The 17426-nt window shown below is 65.9% G+C and carries 15 protein-coding genes; 9 read left to right on the plus strand and 6 right to left on the minus strand.

Annotation, left to right across the window (positions count from 1 at the left end; all coding sequences use genetic code 11):
- Positions 1-21 precede the first annotated feature (21 nt).
- Both IPK69_04900 and IPK69_04905 read right to left on the minus strand, forming a co-directional pair.
- Positions 22-1086 (minus strand): AAA family ATPase, encoded by a 1065-nt coding sequence (locus tag IPK69_04900; GenBank protein QQS09962.1) that lies wholly within the window; start codon positions 1084-1086, stop codon positions 22-24.
- A 34-nt stretch (positions 1087-1120) separates the two neighbouring features.
- Positions 1121-1576 carry an Rrf2 family transcriptional regulator gene (locus tag IPK69_04905; GenBank protein ID QQS09963.1) on the minus strand — a complete coding sequence of 152 codons (456 nt, stop codon included), beginning with the start codon at positions 1574-1576 and terminating at the stop codon, positions 1121-1123.
- A gap of 219 nt (positions 1577-1795) precedes the next feature.
- Here IPK69_04905 and ccoN point away from each other — a divergent pair, with 219 nt between their 5' ends.
- Genes ccoN through ccoS form a run of 8 tightly spaced genes read left to right on the plus strand, consistent with a single transcriptional unit; the run spans position 1796 to position 10460 of the window.
- The gene (gene ccoN, locus IPK69_04910) at positions 1796-4186 is read left to right on the plus strand and encodes a cytochrome-c oxidase, cbb3-type subunit I (GenBank protein QQS09964.1); all 2391 of its coding nucleotides are present in this window, start codon (positions 1796-1798) and stop codon (positions 4184-4186) included.
- Entirely contained in the window at positions 4183-4416 is a 234-nt protein-coding gene (locus tag IPK69_04915; GenBank protein ID QQS09965.1) for a cbb3-type cytochrome c oxidase subunit 3, read from the plus strand. The genes ccoN and IPK69_04915 overlap by 4 nt, the downstream gene beginning before the upstream one ends.
- Complete coding sequence (locus IPK69_04920) at positions 4413-5042, plus strand: c-type cytochrome (protein QQS09966.1); 630 nt, start codon at positions 4413-4415, stop codon at positions 5040-5042. The genes IPK69_04915 and IPK69_04920 overlap by 4 nt, the downstream gene beginning before the upstream one ends.
- 53 nt (positions 5043-5095) lie before the next feature.
- Positions 5096-6625, plus strand: a complete 1530-nt coding sequence (gene ccoG / locus IPK69_04925) for a cytochrome c oxidase accessory protein CcoG (GenBank protein ID QQS09967.1) — start codon at positions 5096-5098, stop codon at positions 6623-6625.
- On the plus strand, positions 6622-7035 hold the full coding sequence (locus IPK69_04930) for a hypothetical protein (protein ID QQS09968.1): 414 nt from the start codon (positions 6622-6624) through the stop codon (positions 7033-7035). Before ccoG ends, IPK69_04930 begins: the two co-directional genes overlap by 4 nt.
- Positions 7032-7811: a sulfite exporter TauE/SafE family protein gene (locus tag IPK69_04935; protein ID QQS09969.1), complete on the plus strand. Its 780-nt coding sequence runs from the start codon at positions 7032-7034 to the stop codon at positions 7809-7811. The genes IPK69_04930 and IPK69_04935 overlap by 4 nt, the downstream gene beginning before the upstream one ends.
- Entirely contained in the window at positions 7789-10326 is a 2538-nt protein-coding gene (locus IPK69_04940) for a heavy metal translocating P-type ATPase (protein QQS09970.1), read from the plus strand. Before IPK69_04935 ends, IPK69_04940 begins: the two co-directional genes overlap by 23 nt.
- Positions 10323-10460: a cbb3-type cytochrome oxidase assembly protein CcoS gene (gene ccoS, locus IPK69_04945; GenBank protein ID QQS09971.1), complete on the plus strand. Its 138-nt coding sequence runs from the start codon at positions 10323-10325 to the stop codon at positions 10458-10460. The genes IPK69_04940 and ccoS overlap by 4 nt, the downstream gene beginning before the upstream one ends.
- 12 nt (positions 10461-10472) lie before the next feature.
- On the opposite strand, the gene IPK69_04950 is transcribed toward ccoS, so the two are convergent.
- From IPK69_04950 to IPK69_04960, 3 genes are read right to left on the minus strand one after another with little or no spacing between them, the layout of a single operon-like run.
- Positions 10473-11849: a DUF4147 domain-containing protein gene (locus tag IPK69_04950; protein ID QQS09972.1), complete on the minus strand. Its 1377-nt coding sequence runs from the start codon at positions 11847-11849 to the stop codon at positions 10473-10475.
- Positions 11846-13090, minus strand: a complete 1245-nt coding sequence (locus tag IPK69_04955) for an aminotransferase class I/II-fold pyridoxal phosphate-dependent enzyme (GenBank protein QQS09973.1) — start codon at positions 13088-13090, stop codon at positions 11846-11848. Before IPK69_04955 ends, IPK69_04950 begins: the two co-directional genes overlap by 4 nt.
- 51 nt (positions 13091-13141) lie before the next feature.
- Complete coding sequence (locus tag IPK69_04960) at positions 13142-14179, minus strand: iron ABC transporter permease (GenBank protein ID QQS09974.1); 1038 nt, start codon at positions 14177-14179, stop codon at positions 13142-13144.
- Between the two features lie 139 nt (positions 14180-14318).
- Between IPK69_04960 and IPK69_04965 the strand changes: the two genes are divergently transcribed.
- Entirely contained in the window at positions 14319-14735 is a 417-nt protein-coding gene (locus IPK69_04965; protein ID QQS09975.1) for a F0F1 ATP synthase subunit epsilon, read from the plus strand.
- 584 nt (positions 14736-15319) lie between these two features.
- Here IPK69_04965 and IPK69_04970 read toward each other — a convergent pair.
- The gene (locus IPK69_04970) at positions 15320-17347 is read right to left on the minus strand and encodes a M1 family metallopeptidase (GenBank protein QQS09976.1); all 2028 of its coding nucleotides are present in this window, start codon (positions 17345-17347) and stop codon (positions 15320-15322) included.
- Positions 17348-17426 lie beyond the last annotated feature (79 nt).

A 17426-nucleotide genomic window follows, 5' to 3' on the forward strand; every position in this document is an offset into this window, starting at 1 on the left:
TCTACCGAGGTGTGCAAAGGTTCAGGACGCCTGGAGTGGCAGGGTCTGCACGAGGTTGCTCACGATCGCGTCGGCGGTGATCCCCTCCGCGTGGGCTTCGAAGTTCAGGATCAGGCGGTGACGCAACGCCGCGAGCGCCACGGCCTTGACGTCGTCGATCGCGAGCGACGGCCTTCCCGAGAGGAGCGCCTTGCACTTGCCCGCGAGGACGAGCGACTGAGCCGCACGAGGCGAGGCCCCCAGACGCACGTACTGCTCGACCATCGGCGAGGCGAACCGCTCTGGACGCCCTGCGTGCGTCGCGAGGACCAATCGCACGGCAAAGTCGCGCACGTTCCCAGGGACGGTCACGTCACGGAGCGCTCGCTGGTGGGCGAGAATCCGCTCGGCGTCGAGCGTCGGCTCGATGGTGGGATCATGCGCCCCGGTCGTCCGTTCGACGATCAGGCCCAACTCTTCGCGCCCGGGCACATCCACAAGCACCTTGAAGAGAAACCGGTCCAACTGGGCCTCGGGGAGGGGATACGTCCCTTCCTGCTCGACGGGATTCTGTGTCGCCATCACGAGGAAGGGGCTGGGAAGCGCGTGGGTCTCGCCGCCGACGGTGACGCTCCGCTCCTGCATCGCCTCGAGCAACGCCGACTGGGTCTTGGGCGTGGCGCGGTTGATCTCGTCGGCGAGCAGGATCTGGGTGAAGACGGGGCCTTTCTGGAACCGAAACTCGCGCACGCGTCTCCCAGAATCGTCCTCATGCTCCGCGACGACCTGCGTCCCCGTAATGTCGGCGGGCATGAGGTCCGGCGTGAACTGCACACGATTGAACGACAGCCGCATCGCCCCCGCGAGCGATCGGACCAGGAGCGTCTTCCCGATGCCCGGCACGCCTTCCAGCAGCAGATGCCCGCCAACAAAGAGGGAGATCAGGGCGTGCTCGACGACGTCGGCCTGGCCTACGACGACGCGACCGATTTGCGCGCGCACGCCCTCGAAGTCGCTCCTGAACTGCTCGATCGCCCGCTCGGCCAGGCGGGCGGGAGAGTCCACGGACCCAACGGGAGATTCGGGGGAAAGCAGGGGAACACTCATCGGGGGCATCGTAGTGCCATGTCATCGGCGGCCATTACGGGCCGTGGGCCTCGGTCGGCGGTCGGTGGCCGTTGGCCTTCCAGCGGCGCATGGATTCGAAGGCGGCAATATCGGCGACCATCGTCCGCTTCAGGAACGACTGGATCTTCTCGCGTTCGGCGGCCCAGAACTTGTGGGCCGGGCATCCCCGCTCGTCGCAGCATTCGGCCTCAGCGAGCATACAGCGAGTCTGGATCGCGGGATCGTCGAGCGCTACGCAGACATCATGCAGCGAGAGTTCGGTGGCCGGCTTTGCCAGGGCGACTCCCCCGCCAACTCCCCTTTGAGTAGTCACCAGACCCTTGCGAGCGAGGACATGGATCAGTTTCGCGAGGTAAGGTCCGGGAACTTCTGCAGCGTCAGCAATATCTTTGACGAGAACAGCCCTACCGCCGGCGGATGCGACGTAGCCCATGGCCGTAATGGCATATCCAGTCCCTTGGCTCAGCATGATTTAGGCTCCGGAATAACGACTCCTAAATGACCCGAGCATCGTCAATACAAACCAAACATAAACCAACAATCATGCACGAATGGTCACACATTTCGTATCAGAAAAGCGCTCACAGTATTTCTTGACATATTTATCCAGAAAGATATCGTCCTGTCAAGACGATATTCGGATCGTTTTTTCTTCTATTGGCCGGGTTCACCCCGAGGAGATTGGTCCATGTCCGCATCCTCTCCCCATGCTCCTGCCAGCGCGTCACGATCGCCGGGGCTGGAGTCGTTCTCGTATGACGATGCCATCGTGCGCAAGTTTCTCCTCGCCACGGTGGTCTTCGGCGTGGTGGCGATGCTGGTGGGCGTGATCGTCGCGATCCAACTTGCCTTTCCCCAGGCCAACCTCACCGAGTTCGGGTCGTTCGGGCGATTGCGTCCGCTGCACACGAATGCGGCGATCTTCGCGTTCGCGGGGAACGCGATCTTTGCCGCGGTGTACTACTCGACACAGCGGTTATGCAAGGCGCGGATGTGGTCGGACCGGCTGAGCAATCTGCACTTCTGGGGGTGGCAGGCGATCATCGTCGCCGCGGCGATCACGCTGCCGATGGGGATCACGCAGGGGAAGGAGTATGCGGAGCTCGAGTGGCCGATCGACCTGGCGATCGCCGTGGTATGGGTCGGGTTCTTTGGTGTGAACTTCTTCATGACGCTGAAGAACCGGCGTGAGCGTCACATGTACGTCGCGCTGTGGTTCTACATCGCGACGATCGTCACGGTCGCCGTTCTGCACGTGGGCAACAGCATGTCGCTCCCGCTCGCGCTCGTCGAACTGGCGCACGGGCGGATGCCCAGCGGCTCGGATTGGATGAAGAGCTGGTCGATGTACGCCGGCGCCCAGGACGCGATGATGCAGTGGTGGTATGGACACAACGCCGTGGCGTTCTTCCTCACGACGCCGTTCCTTGGGTTGATGTACTACTTCGTGCCCAAGGCCGCGAACCGTCCGGTGTACTCGTATCGCCTGAGCATCGTGCACTTCTGGTCGCTGGTCTTCATCTATATCTGGGCCGGGCCCCACCACCTGCACTACACCGCGATCCCCAACTGGGCGAGCACGCTGGGGATGATCTTCTCGGTCATGCTCTGGATGCCGTCGTGGGGCGGCATGATCAACGGCCTTCTCACGCTCCGCGTCTCGTGGCGCGATATCACTAGCGTGGATCCGATCATCCGGTTCTTCATCCTCGGCGTGACGTTCTATGGCATGTCCACGTTCGAGGGCCCACTCCTTTCCATCAAAAGCGTCAACGCCCTCTCGCACTACACCGACTGGACCATCGCCCACGTCCACTCCGGCGCGCTCGGCTGGAACGGGATGATGACCTTCGGGATGCTCTACTGGCTCCTCCCGCGCGTCTTCCAGACGAAACTCTGGAGCACGAAGCTGATGGTGGCCCACTTCTGGACCGCGACCATCGGCATCCTGCTCTACGTCATCGCGATCTATACCGCGGGGATCACCCAGGGCCTCATGTGGCGGGCCTTCACGGAGAACGGCGAACTCCAGTACCCCAACTTCCTCGAGACCGTGATCCGCCTCATGCCCATGTACTGGATCCGCGTCCTCGGCGGGACGCTCTTCCTCTCGGGCATGATCCTCGCGGGCGTCAATATGCTCATGACCTGGCGCACGCGTCCGTCGACGTACGACGTGCCCGTCCACGAGGCCGCCCCGCTCAGCGCGACGTTCGTGGATCCTCCGGTCCCGCAGAGCCGGCTCGAAGCGAACACAGATTTCGCCAAGGAGTTCGACTCCAAGGTGATCCAAGGCTGGTTCCACCGCGTGTGGGAGCGCAAGCCGATGAAGTTCACGGTGCTGACGATTGCCGCGGTCCTCGTGGCGTCGCTCTTCGAACTCATCCCGACGCTACTCGTGGGCGGGTTTATTCCGAAACTGGCGCAGGTGAAGCCGTACACACCTCTCGAACTCGCCGGTCGTGACGTCTACATCGCCGAGGGCTGCTACAACTGCCATTCGCAGATGATCCGCTCGCTCTTTGCCGAGACCGAGCGGTATGGCGAGTTCAGCCGGCCGGGCGAGTCGCAATATGACCATCCCTTCCAGTGGGGCTCTCGCCGCATCGGTCCGGACCTGGCTCGCGAAGGTCTCCGCCAGTCGGCGAGTTGGCAGGCCGATCACCTGTACCGCCCGCAGGATCTCAGCGCCGAGTCCATCATGCCGTCGTATCCGCACCTCTTCACGCAAGACTTGAACTTCGACGCGATCCAGTCTCGCGTGAACTCGATGGCGATGCTGGGAGTGCCCTACGGCGACATGATCAAGAAGTCGAACGCGACCGAGCACGCCAAGGTCCAGGCGAAGGAACTGGCGCAGCTCATCGCCGTCCAGGGGAGCCAGACCGCCGGCGAGGGCAAGCGACTCGAGGACAAGAAGGCTATCGCCCTGGTCGCGTACCTGATGCGTTTGGGTGTGGATTTCTCCAAGCCAGCACCCGCGGAAACCCCGGCGGTCGCCGATCAGCCCGCCATCCCAACACCCCCAACACCGTCCGTGTCCTCCGTCGCGCCGCACCACCAGGAGGCCAGCCGATGAGTCTCAGCGAGATCATGGGGTCGCTCCAACTCTGGATCTTCCCCGTTGTGTCCATGGTGATCTTTCTCGTCGTCTTCGCGGGGGTGTGCGTGTCGATCTTTGCCCGGCGGTCCAAGCAGGCCGCTGGTGAGGCCGCCCGCATCCCGCTCGAGGACGCGCCGATCGTGACGAACCCCGGAACCCACTCGCCCCTCGCGCCCTCCATAGTCTCGGGCAAGGAGCACGCATGAGCACCCCCCACCCCACCTCCACGCCCCATATGCAGCAGACCTCGAGCACACCACCCAAGGACCACCTGAGCGATCACGAGTACGACGGGATCCAGGAGTTCGACAACCCCACGCCCGGGTGGTGGCACCTCATCTTCATCGGGAGTGTGGTCTTCTCGCTCTTCTACTACGCCTTCTGGGAGATGAGCCCCCTGGCCCCGACGCCCGTCTCGGAACTGGCGAAGCAGAACCTTGTGAAGGACCGCAAGATCTTCGGGAGTGTGGGCGACATCAAGAACAATCCCGAGGACCTCTTCAACCTCATGAAGAACGAGTCGCTGATGCGTGTCGCCGAGTCGAAGTTCGCCGCCAACTGCTCCCAGTGCCACGGTCCCAAGGGCGGCGGGATCAACGGCGTGAACCTGACCGACGACTCGTACAAGAACGTGAAGACCATCACGGACCTCTACACCGTCATCACCAAGGGCGCGAATAACGGCGCCATGCCCGCGTGGGAGGCGACAATGAGCGAGAAGGAGCGCGTCCTGATGGCTGCGTATACCGCTCGCCTCCGCGGGCAGAAAGCCGACAATCCAAAGGGTCCCGAAGGAGTTCCGATCCCGCCGTGGACCGAGCCCAAGAGTTGATCGCGACGTGCGAACCATGTGGGCGTTGTGTGTATTTCCGAGTGTGAGTTGACATGGTCGCACCTTCGCAGACGAATCACGAGCACGCCCCGTCCGCCAGGCCCGAGGGGACGCTCCCACCCGATTCGATCTCGGTCCTTTCCACGCTTCGTGACGACGGCTCGCGGCGATGGCTGAAGCCCAGGCCCAGCCCGGGGAAGTTCTGGAATCGCCGACGGGCCGTCGCCTACATCCTGATCGCGATCTTCACACTCATCCCGTACATCAAACTGGGCGGACACCCCATCATCCTGCTCGATGTCGCCCATCGAAAGTTCCACATCTTCGGGACAACTTTCCTCCCCACCGACACGCTCTTTCTCGCGCTCCTTGTCCTGAGCGTCTTCGTCACGATCTTCCTGCTCACGGCGTTGTTCGGGCGTGTGTGGTGCGGCTGGGCTTGCCCACAGACCGTGTACATGGAGTTCCTCTTCCGCCCCATCGAGCGGTTCTTCGATGGCACGCCGGGACGAGCGAAGAAGGGCTTCCTCCAGACCACGCCCGTGGGACGCGTGCTGAAGTACATCACGTTCTTCGTGATCTCGTGCTACCTCGCGCACACGTTCCTCGCGTACTTTGTCGGCGTCGATCAACTCCGCGTCTGGGTCACGCGATCGCCATTCGAGCACTCGAGTTCGTTCCTCGTGATGGCCGTCGTCACCGGGCTGATGCTCTTTGACTTTGGGTTCTTCCGCGAGCAGACGTGCCTGGTGGCGTGCCCGTACGGGCGGTTCCAGTCGGTCCTGCTCGATCGCAACTCGCTCATCGTGAGTTACAACAACCGGCGTGGCGAGCCGCGGGGCAAGGCTAGGAAGCCCGCGTCCTCCAGCGATGTCTCGCTCCCCGTCGTCCAGGGTGATTGCGTGGACTGCGGCCTGTGCGTCGCGACGTGTCCGACGGGCATCGACATCCGCAACGGCTTGCAGATGGAGTGCATCCACTGCACCCAGTGCATGGACGCGTGCGACGCGGTCATGACCAAACTCGGGCGCGACCCGGGACTTATCCGCTACAGCAGTACCGCCCGCAACGAGGGCGAGGTCCGCAAGCGCTTCCGCCCGCGCGTCATCGTCTATCCCACGATCCTGACCATCCTCCTCACCACGCTCGGCGTGCTGCTCACGCATCGTGACCCCGTCGACGCGACCATCTTGCGTGCACGTGGCATTCCCTTCACCGAGTTGGATTCGGGCGAGATCGGCAACAACTTCTCGATCAAACTCGTCAACCGCCTCGACCACGCGACGAGCGTCACGCTCACGCCGCACAAGGGCATCACGGGGATCATGGGCGTCTCGGGCCCGATCGCGTTGGAGGTCGACGAGACCAAGTCCGTCCCGGTGATGCTCGTGGCGCCCCCCGAGGGCTTCCATTCCAGCCGCCTCGCCGCCGAGGTTCTCGTGACGGGCGAGGAGAAGTTCGAGCACGCGTTGTCGGTCTCGATGATCGGGCCGGCGAAGAATGGATCGGTCAAGAGAGAGCCACCCTCGAGTTCCACGTCGCCGAGCACGCCGCAGTCCGCGCCTGTTGCACCTTCGCCATGAGCAAGATCCTGTTCATCGCCTTTGTGGTCGTCTTTGTTCTCGCGAACGCGGGGATCGCGACGTGGACCATCGTGGCCGCCGCACGCCACCCCGATCCGGTCGTGCATGCGCAATCCACGACCGATCCAAGGGAGATCGCCGCGTACGCCAGGCCCGCCTCGACGCTGCGCTGGCACGCAGTGCTGGAGTCCGACGCTGGAGCATCTCGCATCCGCCTCGTGGACGCCGACGGCACCTCGATCCGATCGGCCATGCTGTGGCTCGAGTCCGCCGACGACACCTTCGCATTCGCGGCCGAGTCCGAGCCCGGAATCTATGACGTTCCCACGGGAGTGAAGCCAGATCGCTTTGTCCTCCGCGCATATGGCATCGCCGCGACAGGGACCATCACGACGGAGGCGCCGCGATGATTGCCCTTGCGTTGGCGGCCCTTGTCGGCGGACTCGGCGGCAGCCTGCACTGCGCGGGAATGTGCGGGCCGATCATGATCGGCGCGACCGTGCCCCTCACCGTTGGGGGCAGCCCCACGCCATGCAACGCGCGCGACACCCGTCGAGCCACAATCCTCTACAACGCAGGGCGCGGGCTCTCGTATCTCCTGCTTGGCATCGTCGGCGGTGCCGTGGGCGGCGCGGTGAACGTGCTGGGCGATGCACGCGGGCTTTCGAAAGCGGCCGCGATCCTCTCCGGGTCGATCCTCATGGCGTGGGGCGTGCTCGCACTGCTGCGTTCCACGCGGTGGGGTGCGCAGACGCTCGCGCCGTACTTCGGCGTGCCGCGTCCGATGCGATCGCTCATTGCGCGGCTCCATGCTCGCGCCGGCTCGCCACGACTCGCCCCCGCCGCTCGCCCGCTGCTCATCGGCGCATGCTCGGGACTCATCCCCTGCGGCTGGCTCTACGCCTTCCTCACCTCCGCCGCCGCCACGGGATCATCGCTCCAATCGGCGATGCTCATGCTCTTCTTCTGGCTCGGGACGCTTCCCGTAATGGGGTCGCTGGGCCTGGTCGCGTCGAAACTCTCGTCGCGCGCCCGGCGGGCGCTCCCGGTCGCGTCGGCGGTCGTGGTCGTCTTGATGGGCGCCGCCGTGATCGTGTGGCGGGCCGCCCCTCTTGCAGGATCTCCCTCGCCCGATGCCGCACCGGTCTGCCACGGAGACGCCCATGTCGCGCGCGCCGGCCACTAGTTTCGCACGGGTCGAGCGCCAATCGGATCGTGCGGCCACGCCGATCTCCACGAAGAGCACTGTCGCCTGCGCCCACTGCGGCCTGCCCGTCCCCGGTGCCTTCCGTGCCGATCTCAACACGCCATCGTTCTGCTGCGCCGGATGCCAGACCGCCCACGAGATCATCCATACCTGCGGCCTGGAGCGGTACTACGAACTGCTGCAGAACGCGGCCAATCCCGTCCTGACCAAAGGCCGCTCCTTCGCCGAGTTCGATGATCCGGAGTTTCTCAAGGCCTCGGTCGCCACCACGCCCGAAGGCTTGTCCTCGATCGAACTCGTGCTGAGCGGCGTGCACTGCGCGGCGTGCGTGTGGCTCGTCGAACGCCTGCCCCGACTCGCGCCCGGCGTCCTCAGCGCCCGCCTCGACATGCGCCGGTCACGCGTTCGACTCGCGTGGAACCCGGGCGCTATCGCGCTCTCCACGATCGCGCGCACGCTCGACTCCATCGGCTACACACCCGCGCCGATCCGTGACGCCGCCTCGCAGACGCGACACCTCCGCGACGATCGCGCCCAACTCATTCGTCTCGGCGTCGCCGGCGCATGCGCCGGCAACGTGATGCTCTACGCGATCTGCCTCTACGCGGGAGTGCTCGAGGGCATCGAAGCGGGACACGCCCTGCTGTTTAGCATCCTGAGCCTCATCGTCACCACGATCAGCGTCGCCTGGCCCGGGCGCGTCTTCTTCCGGAGTGCGATCGCCGCGATCCGCGCCCGCACTCCCCACATCGATGTTCCTATCGCCATCGCGCTCGCCGTGGGCTGGACGTGGAGCCTGTACTCGACGGTCACGCGATCCGGAGATGTCTACTACGACTCGCTCGCGATGCTCGTCTTCGCGCTGCTCGTGGGACGCTATATCCAATCGCGCCAGCAGCGACGCGCCCACGACGCCGTCGCCGCGCTCTTCGCGCTCACGCCCACCTGGGCCCGTGTCGTCGAGGATGGCACGACGCGGGAGGTCGCCACCGAATCCCTTGCCGTCGGCATGCTGATCGAGATCCACTCCGGTGAGGCCGTGCCCGCGGACGCGACCATCACTGCCGGCGCATCCCACTTCGATCGATCGCTCCTCACCGGCGAATCGACGCCCATCGAGGCGATGCCCGGCGGCACCATACTCGCCGGAACAACCAATCTCTCGTCCACCATCCGTGCGACGGTCATCGCCTCCGGGCCAGCGACGCGCCTGGGCGCGATCACGCGACTCATGGAAGACGCAGCGACGCGTCGCGCACCGATCGTGCAACTCGCCGACCGCATCAGCGCGATCTTCGTCATCGCGACGATCGTCCTCGCGATCATCGCCGCAGGCGTCTGGGCCCATGCCGGCGCCTCCAAAGCGATCTCGCAGGCCGTGGCCATGCTCGTGGTGACATGCCCGTGCGCGCTCGGCCTCGCGACGCCGCTGTCTTTGAGCATGGCGATGGGCAAGGCCGCCCGGTCCGGTGTCCTCATCAAGGGCGGCGACGCGCTGCAGCGCCTCGCCAACCCGAAAACAATCATCCTCGACAAGACCGGCACGCTCACCCAAGGCCGGATGTCCATCGTCGCGCACGTCGGCGACATCCGCGCCCTCGCCCTCGCCGCCGCACTCGAGCGCCACTCCAATCACCCCATCGCCCGCGCGCTCGCGGCCTATGAGCACTCCTCTCCGCACGAGCCAACCGAGGTGCATGCCGAGCCGGGACGGGGCATCGAGGGGCAAGTGGACGGCTCGCGCGTCCTTGTCGGCCGCCCCGACTTTGTCGCCGAGCGATCAGAGAGTGCCACATCCTTCGCCGATTCGCTCGCATCGTGGACGAACTCGGGTCACACACCGATCCTCATCGCGATCGATGGAAATGTCAGTGCCGCCGTCGCGCTCGGCGATTCCGTGCGTGACGAAGCGCTGGCGACGAGCCGGTTGCTCCGTCGCACGGGGGCGAGTCTCTTCATCGCGTCGGGCGATCACCCCGCGGTCGTCGCCCGCGTTGCGAGCACGCTCGACATCGCCGACGCCCACGGGCACATGGAGCCCGAGGACAAGGTGCGACTCGTCGAGACGCACCGCGAGCACGGCACCGTCGTGATGGTCGGCGATGGCGTGAACGATGCCGCCGCCCTCGCCGCCGCCGATGTGGGCATCGCGGTCCGTACCTGCAGCGACGCGAGCGGCGTCCACGGCGTCGAGGCCTCGCTCGCGGCGGCGGATGTCTCGCTCGCCACGCCCGGCATCGCCCAGATCGCTGATGTCCTCACCGCGGCACGCCGAACGATGCGCGTCATCAAGCGGAACCTGGTCGTGTCGCTCGGCTACAACGTGATCGCCGCGTCGGCCGTCCTGCTGGGCGTGGTCACGCCGCTCTTCGCCGCGATTCTCATGCCCGTGAGTTCGCTCAGCGTCCTCGCTCTGGCGACGATGTCTCGGACGTTCGACGCGCCGCCGCCGGCTCGTTCAGGGCAACGGGCCACACGGAGGGTCGGCCCATGACGATCCTCTATGTCATCGTGCCGCTCGCGTTGCTCTTCGCCGGTGCCGCGGTTGTGGCGTTCATCTGGGCGACGCGCGACGGGCAGATGGACGACCTCGACACGCCGCCGGTACGCATGCTCGACGACGATTGAACGCGCACGCTCTTATCCGCGTCGATCCGCGCGAAACAGCACCGCCACGTGGTTCACATTTGTCCCTGTCGGCCCTGTCCGAACCACGCAACCGGCAGCCTCGAGCACCCTTGCCGAATCGTGATTCACAAGTCCGCGTGCCGCATCGACTCCGCTCGCTGATGCAATATCTTCGGTGCCGCCATCAATCACCGCCCCCGCGTTTGCCGTCGGCCCGTCCACGCCGTCGGTGGAAAATACCAACACGCCGACGCCCTCATGCCCTGCGATCTCCATCGACGCGGCCAACGCGAACTCCTGACTCGGCCCGCCACGGCCAGTTGACTGTTCGACATCAACGGTCGTCTCACCACCCAGAATCCACGCGTGGCGACCACTCGCCGAAGCCTTCGCTTGTAGCGTCTCACGCACCCATCGCTGCGCGACTGTTGCCGCGTCGCCCTCGATGCCGCCACGAACGTCCATGACCGAGAACCCGCTCGCTTCCACGGCCTTCCTCGCCGCGTCGAGTGCCGTGGTGTTGTTCCCCACGATCGTGTGTCGCACGCGGGAGTATCGCGGATCGCCGGGCTTGGGTGTCTCTACAACCTCGCCCCGCGTGCCGCGTTCGAGCATTCGCACGACACCCGCACACATCGGGACGTCACGCAGGCGATATCGCGTGAGGACGCCAAGCGCCTCCGCGAAAGTCGTCGGGTCCGGTGCGCACGGCCCCGAGGCGATCGTGTCGAGCGGATCGCCGATCACGTCGGAGAGCACGATCACCTCGATCGCTGCGGCGTTGCACATCCCTGCCAGCCGCCCACCCTTGAGTCGCTCGACGTGCTTACGCACTGAATTGATCTCTCGGATCGTCGCCCCGACACGCATCAACCGTGACGACGTTTCCGCGATCTCGTCGAGCGACACGCCTTCCATCGGTAACGTCAGATGGGCCGAGCCGCCGCCGGATACGAGCACGAGAAGCCCCTCATCCGCCGAGACTTCTCGCACGAACGACTCCACACGACGCGCCGCGTCCACGTTCCGTGCCGTCGGCCTCGGGTGATCCGCGAACAGCACTTCGAATGTCGAAGGAAGCGATCCTCTCCAATCTCGTGGCCCAGGCGTCCCGCCTGTGTCTACTTCATCGACATCCGCGTCGAATGAACCATCGCCTGCTACCACAACTCCGTTCAACAACCTCGGGCCCAGCACCTTTGCCGCACCCCTCACCATGGCCACCGACGCTTTCCCGAACGCGACGACCTTCCACGTTCCCCCCACAAACTCCTCGGCTCTCGCTCTCATCGAGCGTTCCACCAACCATCCCGGCTCCACAGCCTCAAGCACCTCGCGCACCACGCGATCCGACACTGCCCGAAGTTCTTCCTGCCACGCGCTCATCATGTCCTCGCGCCCGACTTCGCCCTCGGCGTGAGCCGCGCCAGCCGCTCGATCGCCGCCTCCATCGTCTTGGGTTTCTTGCAGAACGCGAATCGAACCAGGTGCCGTGCGTCACGCCCATCTTGATAAAACGCGCTCGGCGGGATCGCCGCCACGCCCACCTCGCGCGTCAGTGTCCGGCAGAAGTCCCAGTCATCCTCGAACCCAAACGCCGAGTGGTCCGCCATGATGAAGTACGACGCCGCGGGCACGCAGACCTTGAAGCCCTGCCTTTCCAGTGCGCCAGCGAGCAGATCTCGATTGCCCTTGAGCAGCGACACGAGCGCGCGGATCGAGTCCTTCCCGTTCGTGAGCGCCACCGCCGCCGCGTACTGCAGGGGCGTCGCCGCACCATACGTCAGGAACTGGTGGGCCGCGCGCACGCCCGCTGTCAACCTCGGCGTCGCCACGACCCAGCCGATCTTCCACCCCGTCAGACTGAAGGACTTTCCCAGGCTCGACATCGTCACCGTCCGCTCGCGCATGCCGTCCAATATCGCGATCGGCACGTGCTCGGCACCCTCGTCATAGATCAGGTGCTCGTAGACCTCATCCGTGAACGCCAGCAGGTCGTGCTCCACGCAGAGACGAGCGATGGATTCCAACTCGATCTGCGTGAAGACCTTCCCCGTCGGATTGTGCGGCGTGTTGATCAGGATCGCCCGCGTCTTGGGCCCGATCGCGCGCCGGAGTTCGTCCTCATCGAACCAGAAACCCTCGCGTGCGCCCACGCCCCACGCCTTCGGCGGTCGCAAATTCACCACTCTGGGCACCGCCCGCGCCATCGCCAGGCACGGGCGATACGAGTCATAGAACGGCTCAAAGAGGATCACCTCATCGCCAGGGTCCAGCAGGCCCAGCATCGTCGACGCGATCGCCTGTGTGCACCCCGTCGTCACCGTCACCCACGAGTCCGCCTCGATCTCACCCAATGTATCGAACCCGCGCTCACGCCACGACCGCGCGATCGCCTCGTTGAGCGCCGGCACGCCCATCATCCGCGCGTACTGGTTGTGTCCCGCGCCGATCGCCGCAGTCGCTGCCTGCTTCACGAACTCCGGCCCGTCGAAATCCGGGAACCCCTGTGCCAGATTCGCCGCCTGGTGCTTCGTCGCCAGGGCCGTCATCTCGGCAAAGACCGAGGTCCCAAAGGGCTTCAGCGCCCCGCTCACCCGCGTCCCGCTCGTTCCATCCGTGTTCGACATGTCCACAGGATACTCGATTCGCCGAGTTCCTCCGACCCCCCCCCACGGCCACTACCAGCCATCTCGGCGTCCGCCCTTCCCCCTCCCGCGCAGGATCGCGATGATCACCGGGCCTCCCACAAGCGACGTCAGCACGCTGATCGGCAATCGCCCGAACTCCGGCATTGCCTCCCGCAACGCCGCCACCGCCAGATCCGCCCCGATCACCAGCGCCGCCCCCGCCACTGCGCTCAGCAGCACCAGCACTCGATGCGACGGGCCCACGAGTCGTCGCACGACGTGCGGCGCGATCAATCCCACAAACCCCACCGACCCCGCCAGCACCACCGCGCTCGCCGCGAGCACGCCCGAGGCGATGAACAGCATCGCCCGCAGCCGCCCCATCGCCACGCCGACGCTCCGTGCCTCGTCCTCACTCAGACTCGCGGCGTCCATCGCCGGCCCCAGCCACACACCAACACCCACGCCGATCGCCACGACCACGGCACAGGCCATCGGAGTCGCATCCGTGACGCGCACATCGCGGATCGATCCCGCCAGCAGCCGCGTGATCTCGACGCCGCCGTCGGGCATCAGGTTGCGGATCACCTCTGTTCCCGCCGCGCACAGCAGCCCGACCACCACGCCCACCAGAATCAGCGTCACCGGCTCGAGCAACCCGCGCCGCTGGCCAAGCAGATACACCACGGCCAGCGAGCCCAGTGCTCCGACCACCGCCGCCCCCGCGGCCCCAAACGCGACGCCGCCACTGCCCCCTACCCCGCCAGCCCACGCGCCGTACACAGCGCCAGCAACGCCCAGCCCCGCCCCCGATGACAATCCCAACAGGTCTGGGGCCGCCAGCGGATTGCGCATGAGCGCCTGCAGCATCACCCCCGACACCGCGAGGGCCGCCCCGACCAGCGCGCCCACCGCCACTCGATTGGCCCGCAACTCCAGCACAACCGCGCCGCTGCTACCTTCCCCACCCCCCCACCCAGCCCCCGCCAACCCCCAGACCCGCGCCGCCGCCACCACGACAAGCACGGCGACCATCGCCACGCCCCATCGCCACACCAAGGTCGTCGATCGCCGCCCGCCGTCACCCATCGTGAAGGCTAGGAAGGGGGCAATGGGGAATAGGCAATGGGCAATGGGTGTCGAACCGCCGGACCTGGCCGATTGTCCATTTGCCCGTTTGCCCCGCCCCGCGCATATCATCGCCCCCACGCCTTTTCGGGAGTCTTCTGTGGCCCTTTCCCCCTCCATCCGCTGCCGCCTCGTCACGCCCACCGCCTCGCTTCTCGATGAGCAGGTGACCTATGCCTCGATCCCCGCGTGGGACGGGCTCTTCGGCGTGCAGGGCGGGCACGCGCCCCTCCTCGCCCGCCTGGGCACGGGCGAACTCCGCCTCGATTTCGCCGACTCCAGCAAGGGCAAGGGCGGCCGGCGCAGTTACGCCCTCGATGGCGGCTTCGTCCGCATCGTGGACAACCAGTTGACGATCCTCGCCGAGCGTGCCGTCGCCGCCGAGCACGTCGTCGTCGCCGACGTCGAGAAGAACGTCAAGCAACTCGAGACCGCCCCCGCCACCGACCGCCGCGCCCGCGACCTGTCCTACGCCCAGACCCAGTTGAACCTGGCCAGGGGCAACCGCGGGATCTGACGGAGAGGCAACGGGCACTAGGCACTGGGCATCAGGTCGTGGGAGTGGGTCCGATTCTGTCTTGTCTGCCATCCGTCGACCGCTCCGGGCCGACTGATGCAAGGCTGCGATGACGCCGAATCGTCGTCGGCACTTCGACACGAAAGACACGGCACGAACAGACGCCTCCCCCCTCACCCACCCCACCCCACCCCACCCCACCCAATAGTCGCATTCAGTCGACAAGACCGGCCTTCGTCCAGGGGAGATGCCTCATTCCCCGGTGTTTTCCCTTGGATCGCACGCGCCGAATCGTGTGCAACGCGCGCTTTCTCGGAGAAAGCGCGCGTTGGCTCCCGCCCCGCGCGCGCCGATCGGCAAGAAACGCGCGTGTTTCGGCACTTTTCGCGCGTTGCTCGTCGGGAAGCGCGTGCCGACGCCCACACGTCGCGCGTCGCCCCGGGCGCGGCGCGCGTAGTGGCCGAGCCGGCGCACGCGGAGCGATCGAGAACCCCCGGCACAAAGGAACGATGCCGAACGAAGGCCACGAGAGATGAGCTAGGAGATCGGAGATAACGGCCCGGAGAGCCTCGTACCGGGCGGACTTACTCGTCGCCGTGGGTTGACGAAGGAACCGGCTCTTGCTTCGAGTCGGCGTCGTCGTCCTTCATGTCCTCGTCCGGCGAGTCTTTGGCCTTGGCCTTCGACGCATCAGTGCTCCCCACACCCCCCACACCCCCAGCCCCGATCGGCTCGAACTCGGGGAGCGGGTGGCGAACGTCGGTCCGCGCGAGGACACTCATCGACGGATCGACGACGGCGCCGACGACGCGCGTCTCGAAGTGCCTCGTGATCTCGACCTGCCGCTCGTCCGTCGGGATCGTGAGCCACTCGACGCGATCGTCGTCGAGCGTGACGCGGATGGGGAGTTCGATCGCGAACGCAGGGTTGTCGGCGTTGATGGTCTGCGTCTGCTCGACGCCCACGGTGAGTTCATTCGTCTGCGTGTTCCAGGCGAAGTCGATCGCGAGGGCGGGCATGCCCGGGCGGCGGCACCACTGGTCGAAGAATCGCTCGAGGCTCTGGCCGCTGACTTCCTCGAAGACCTTGCGGAGATCGTCGGTCTCGACGACTTTGTCCTTGAAGCGCTGGACATAGAGGCGAACGCCCGTGAAGAAGAGGTCGTCGCCCAAACGCTCGCGGAGCATGTGGAGGACGCTCGCGCCCTTGGCGTAGGGATCGTCGAGTTTCATAAAGACGCGGTCGGGGTCGTTGTAGCGCTTGGAGACCATCGGCGGGTACATCGGGGCATAGCCGCGGTTGCCCCGGCGCTGGCTTCGGGCAAATCCGGCGACGGACTTCAGGTACCTCGCCCGGGCCGCCTCCTTGCCGCCCTCCTGCATTCCCAGGTGCTCCTCCCAGAGGCACTCGGCGTACGACGCGAATCCTTCGTTGAGCCAGATGTGCTCCCACGAGGCGCAGGTGATGAGGTCGCCGAACCACTGGTGGGCGAGCTCGTGGCAGATGACATCTTCCCAGCGCTCGCGCGAGCCCGAGGCCGTACGGATGGTGTTGAAAGTCGCGGAGGTGTTCTCCATGCCCCCGGCGGCGAAGTCGCGGACGAGCGCCTGCCCATACTTCGCCCAGGGGAACGGCTCGGCGAAGACCTCCTCATAGAACGCGACCATCTCGGGCGTGCGTCCGTAGATCTCGCGGACCTCGTCCTCGCTGCCATAGGGGCAATAGACGGGCATGGAGAGGCCTGGGCGGGCGGAATCCGGCCCGCCGACGTCGATGACGCTGCACCTGGCGATAAAGAGCGCGACGAGGTAGTTGGCGTGGGGCCGGGACTGGAGCCAGTGCCAGGTGACGCGCGGCTTGCCAGGGGGGGCGTTGACATCAGGTGTTGAGGCGTCCTTCGAGAGCAGCGTGCCATTCGACAGCACCTCGTATCCATCCTCGACGGTGACACGCATCTCGGTCGAGAGGCGGTCGTTGGGGAAGTCGTGGCACGGAAACCATCGCGAGTTGAGTTGGGCCTCGCCCTGGCTGTGGATCTGGGGGAAGGAGTCGGTGGCGCCCTCCTTGGCGGCCTTGCGCGGCGGGGAGTAGGTCAGCCCCTCGCCCGAGCGCACGCCGGGGGCGTCGGGCGAGTAATCGAGTTCGTACTCGAGCACCAGGGCGACGGCCTCTCCCGCCGGCACGGGCGCGGGGAACTGGATCGTGACCGAGCCGCCGGTCTGGGTGAAGATGCAGGCTTGGGTCTCGCCGAGAGCCGAGCGGGAATCGGGCGCTGGGGTGCCGAGGCGGGCGGTGCGGACGTTGGGACCCTTGCAGTCCAGCGTGATCGACTCGCGGGCCTGGGCGATGGGCGTGAAGACGAGCGTCTCGGTCGCGGTGAGGAAGGCCTTGCCCATGTCGGGGATGTCGAGGTCCAGCGTCATGTGCTGGAAGTCGAAGAGGCGATGGGGTGGATAGCGGTTGTTCTCGCGGCCGGTGGTCTCGTCGATGCGGAGGTCCACGGGGTTGCGACGGCTGGGGGTCGCCGGGTCGGGCGTGGGCTGGCCTTGGGCGATCGCGGCAAAGGAAGACAGGATGGTCAGGGCGATCAGGACGATGGAACGCCGGGTCATAGTGAGCCTCGCTTGGGATATGTCGACCGAATCGTCTGCGTGACGCCCACGGAACGGCAACTCTATGGAGTGATTGGTC

The sequence above is a fragment of the Phycisphaerales bacterium genome (assembly GCA_016699835.1).
Classification (GTDB): Bacteria; Planctomycetota; Phycisphaerae; order Phycisphaerales; family UBA1924.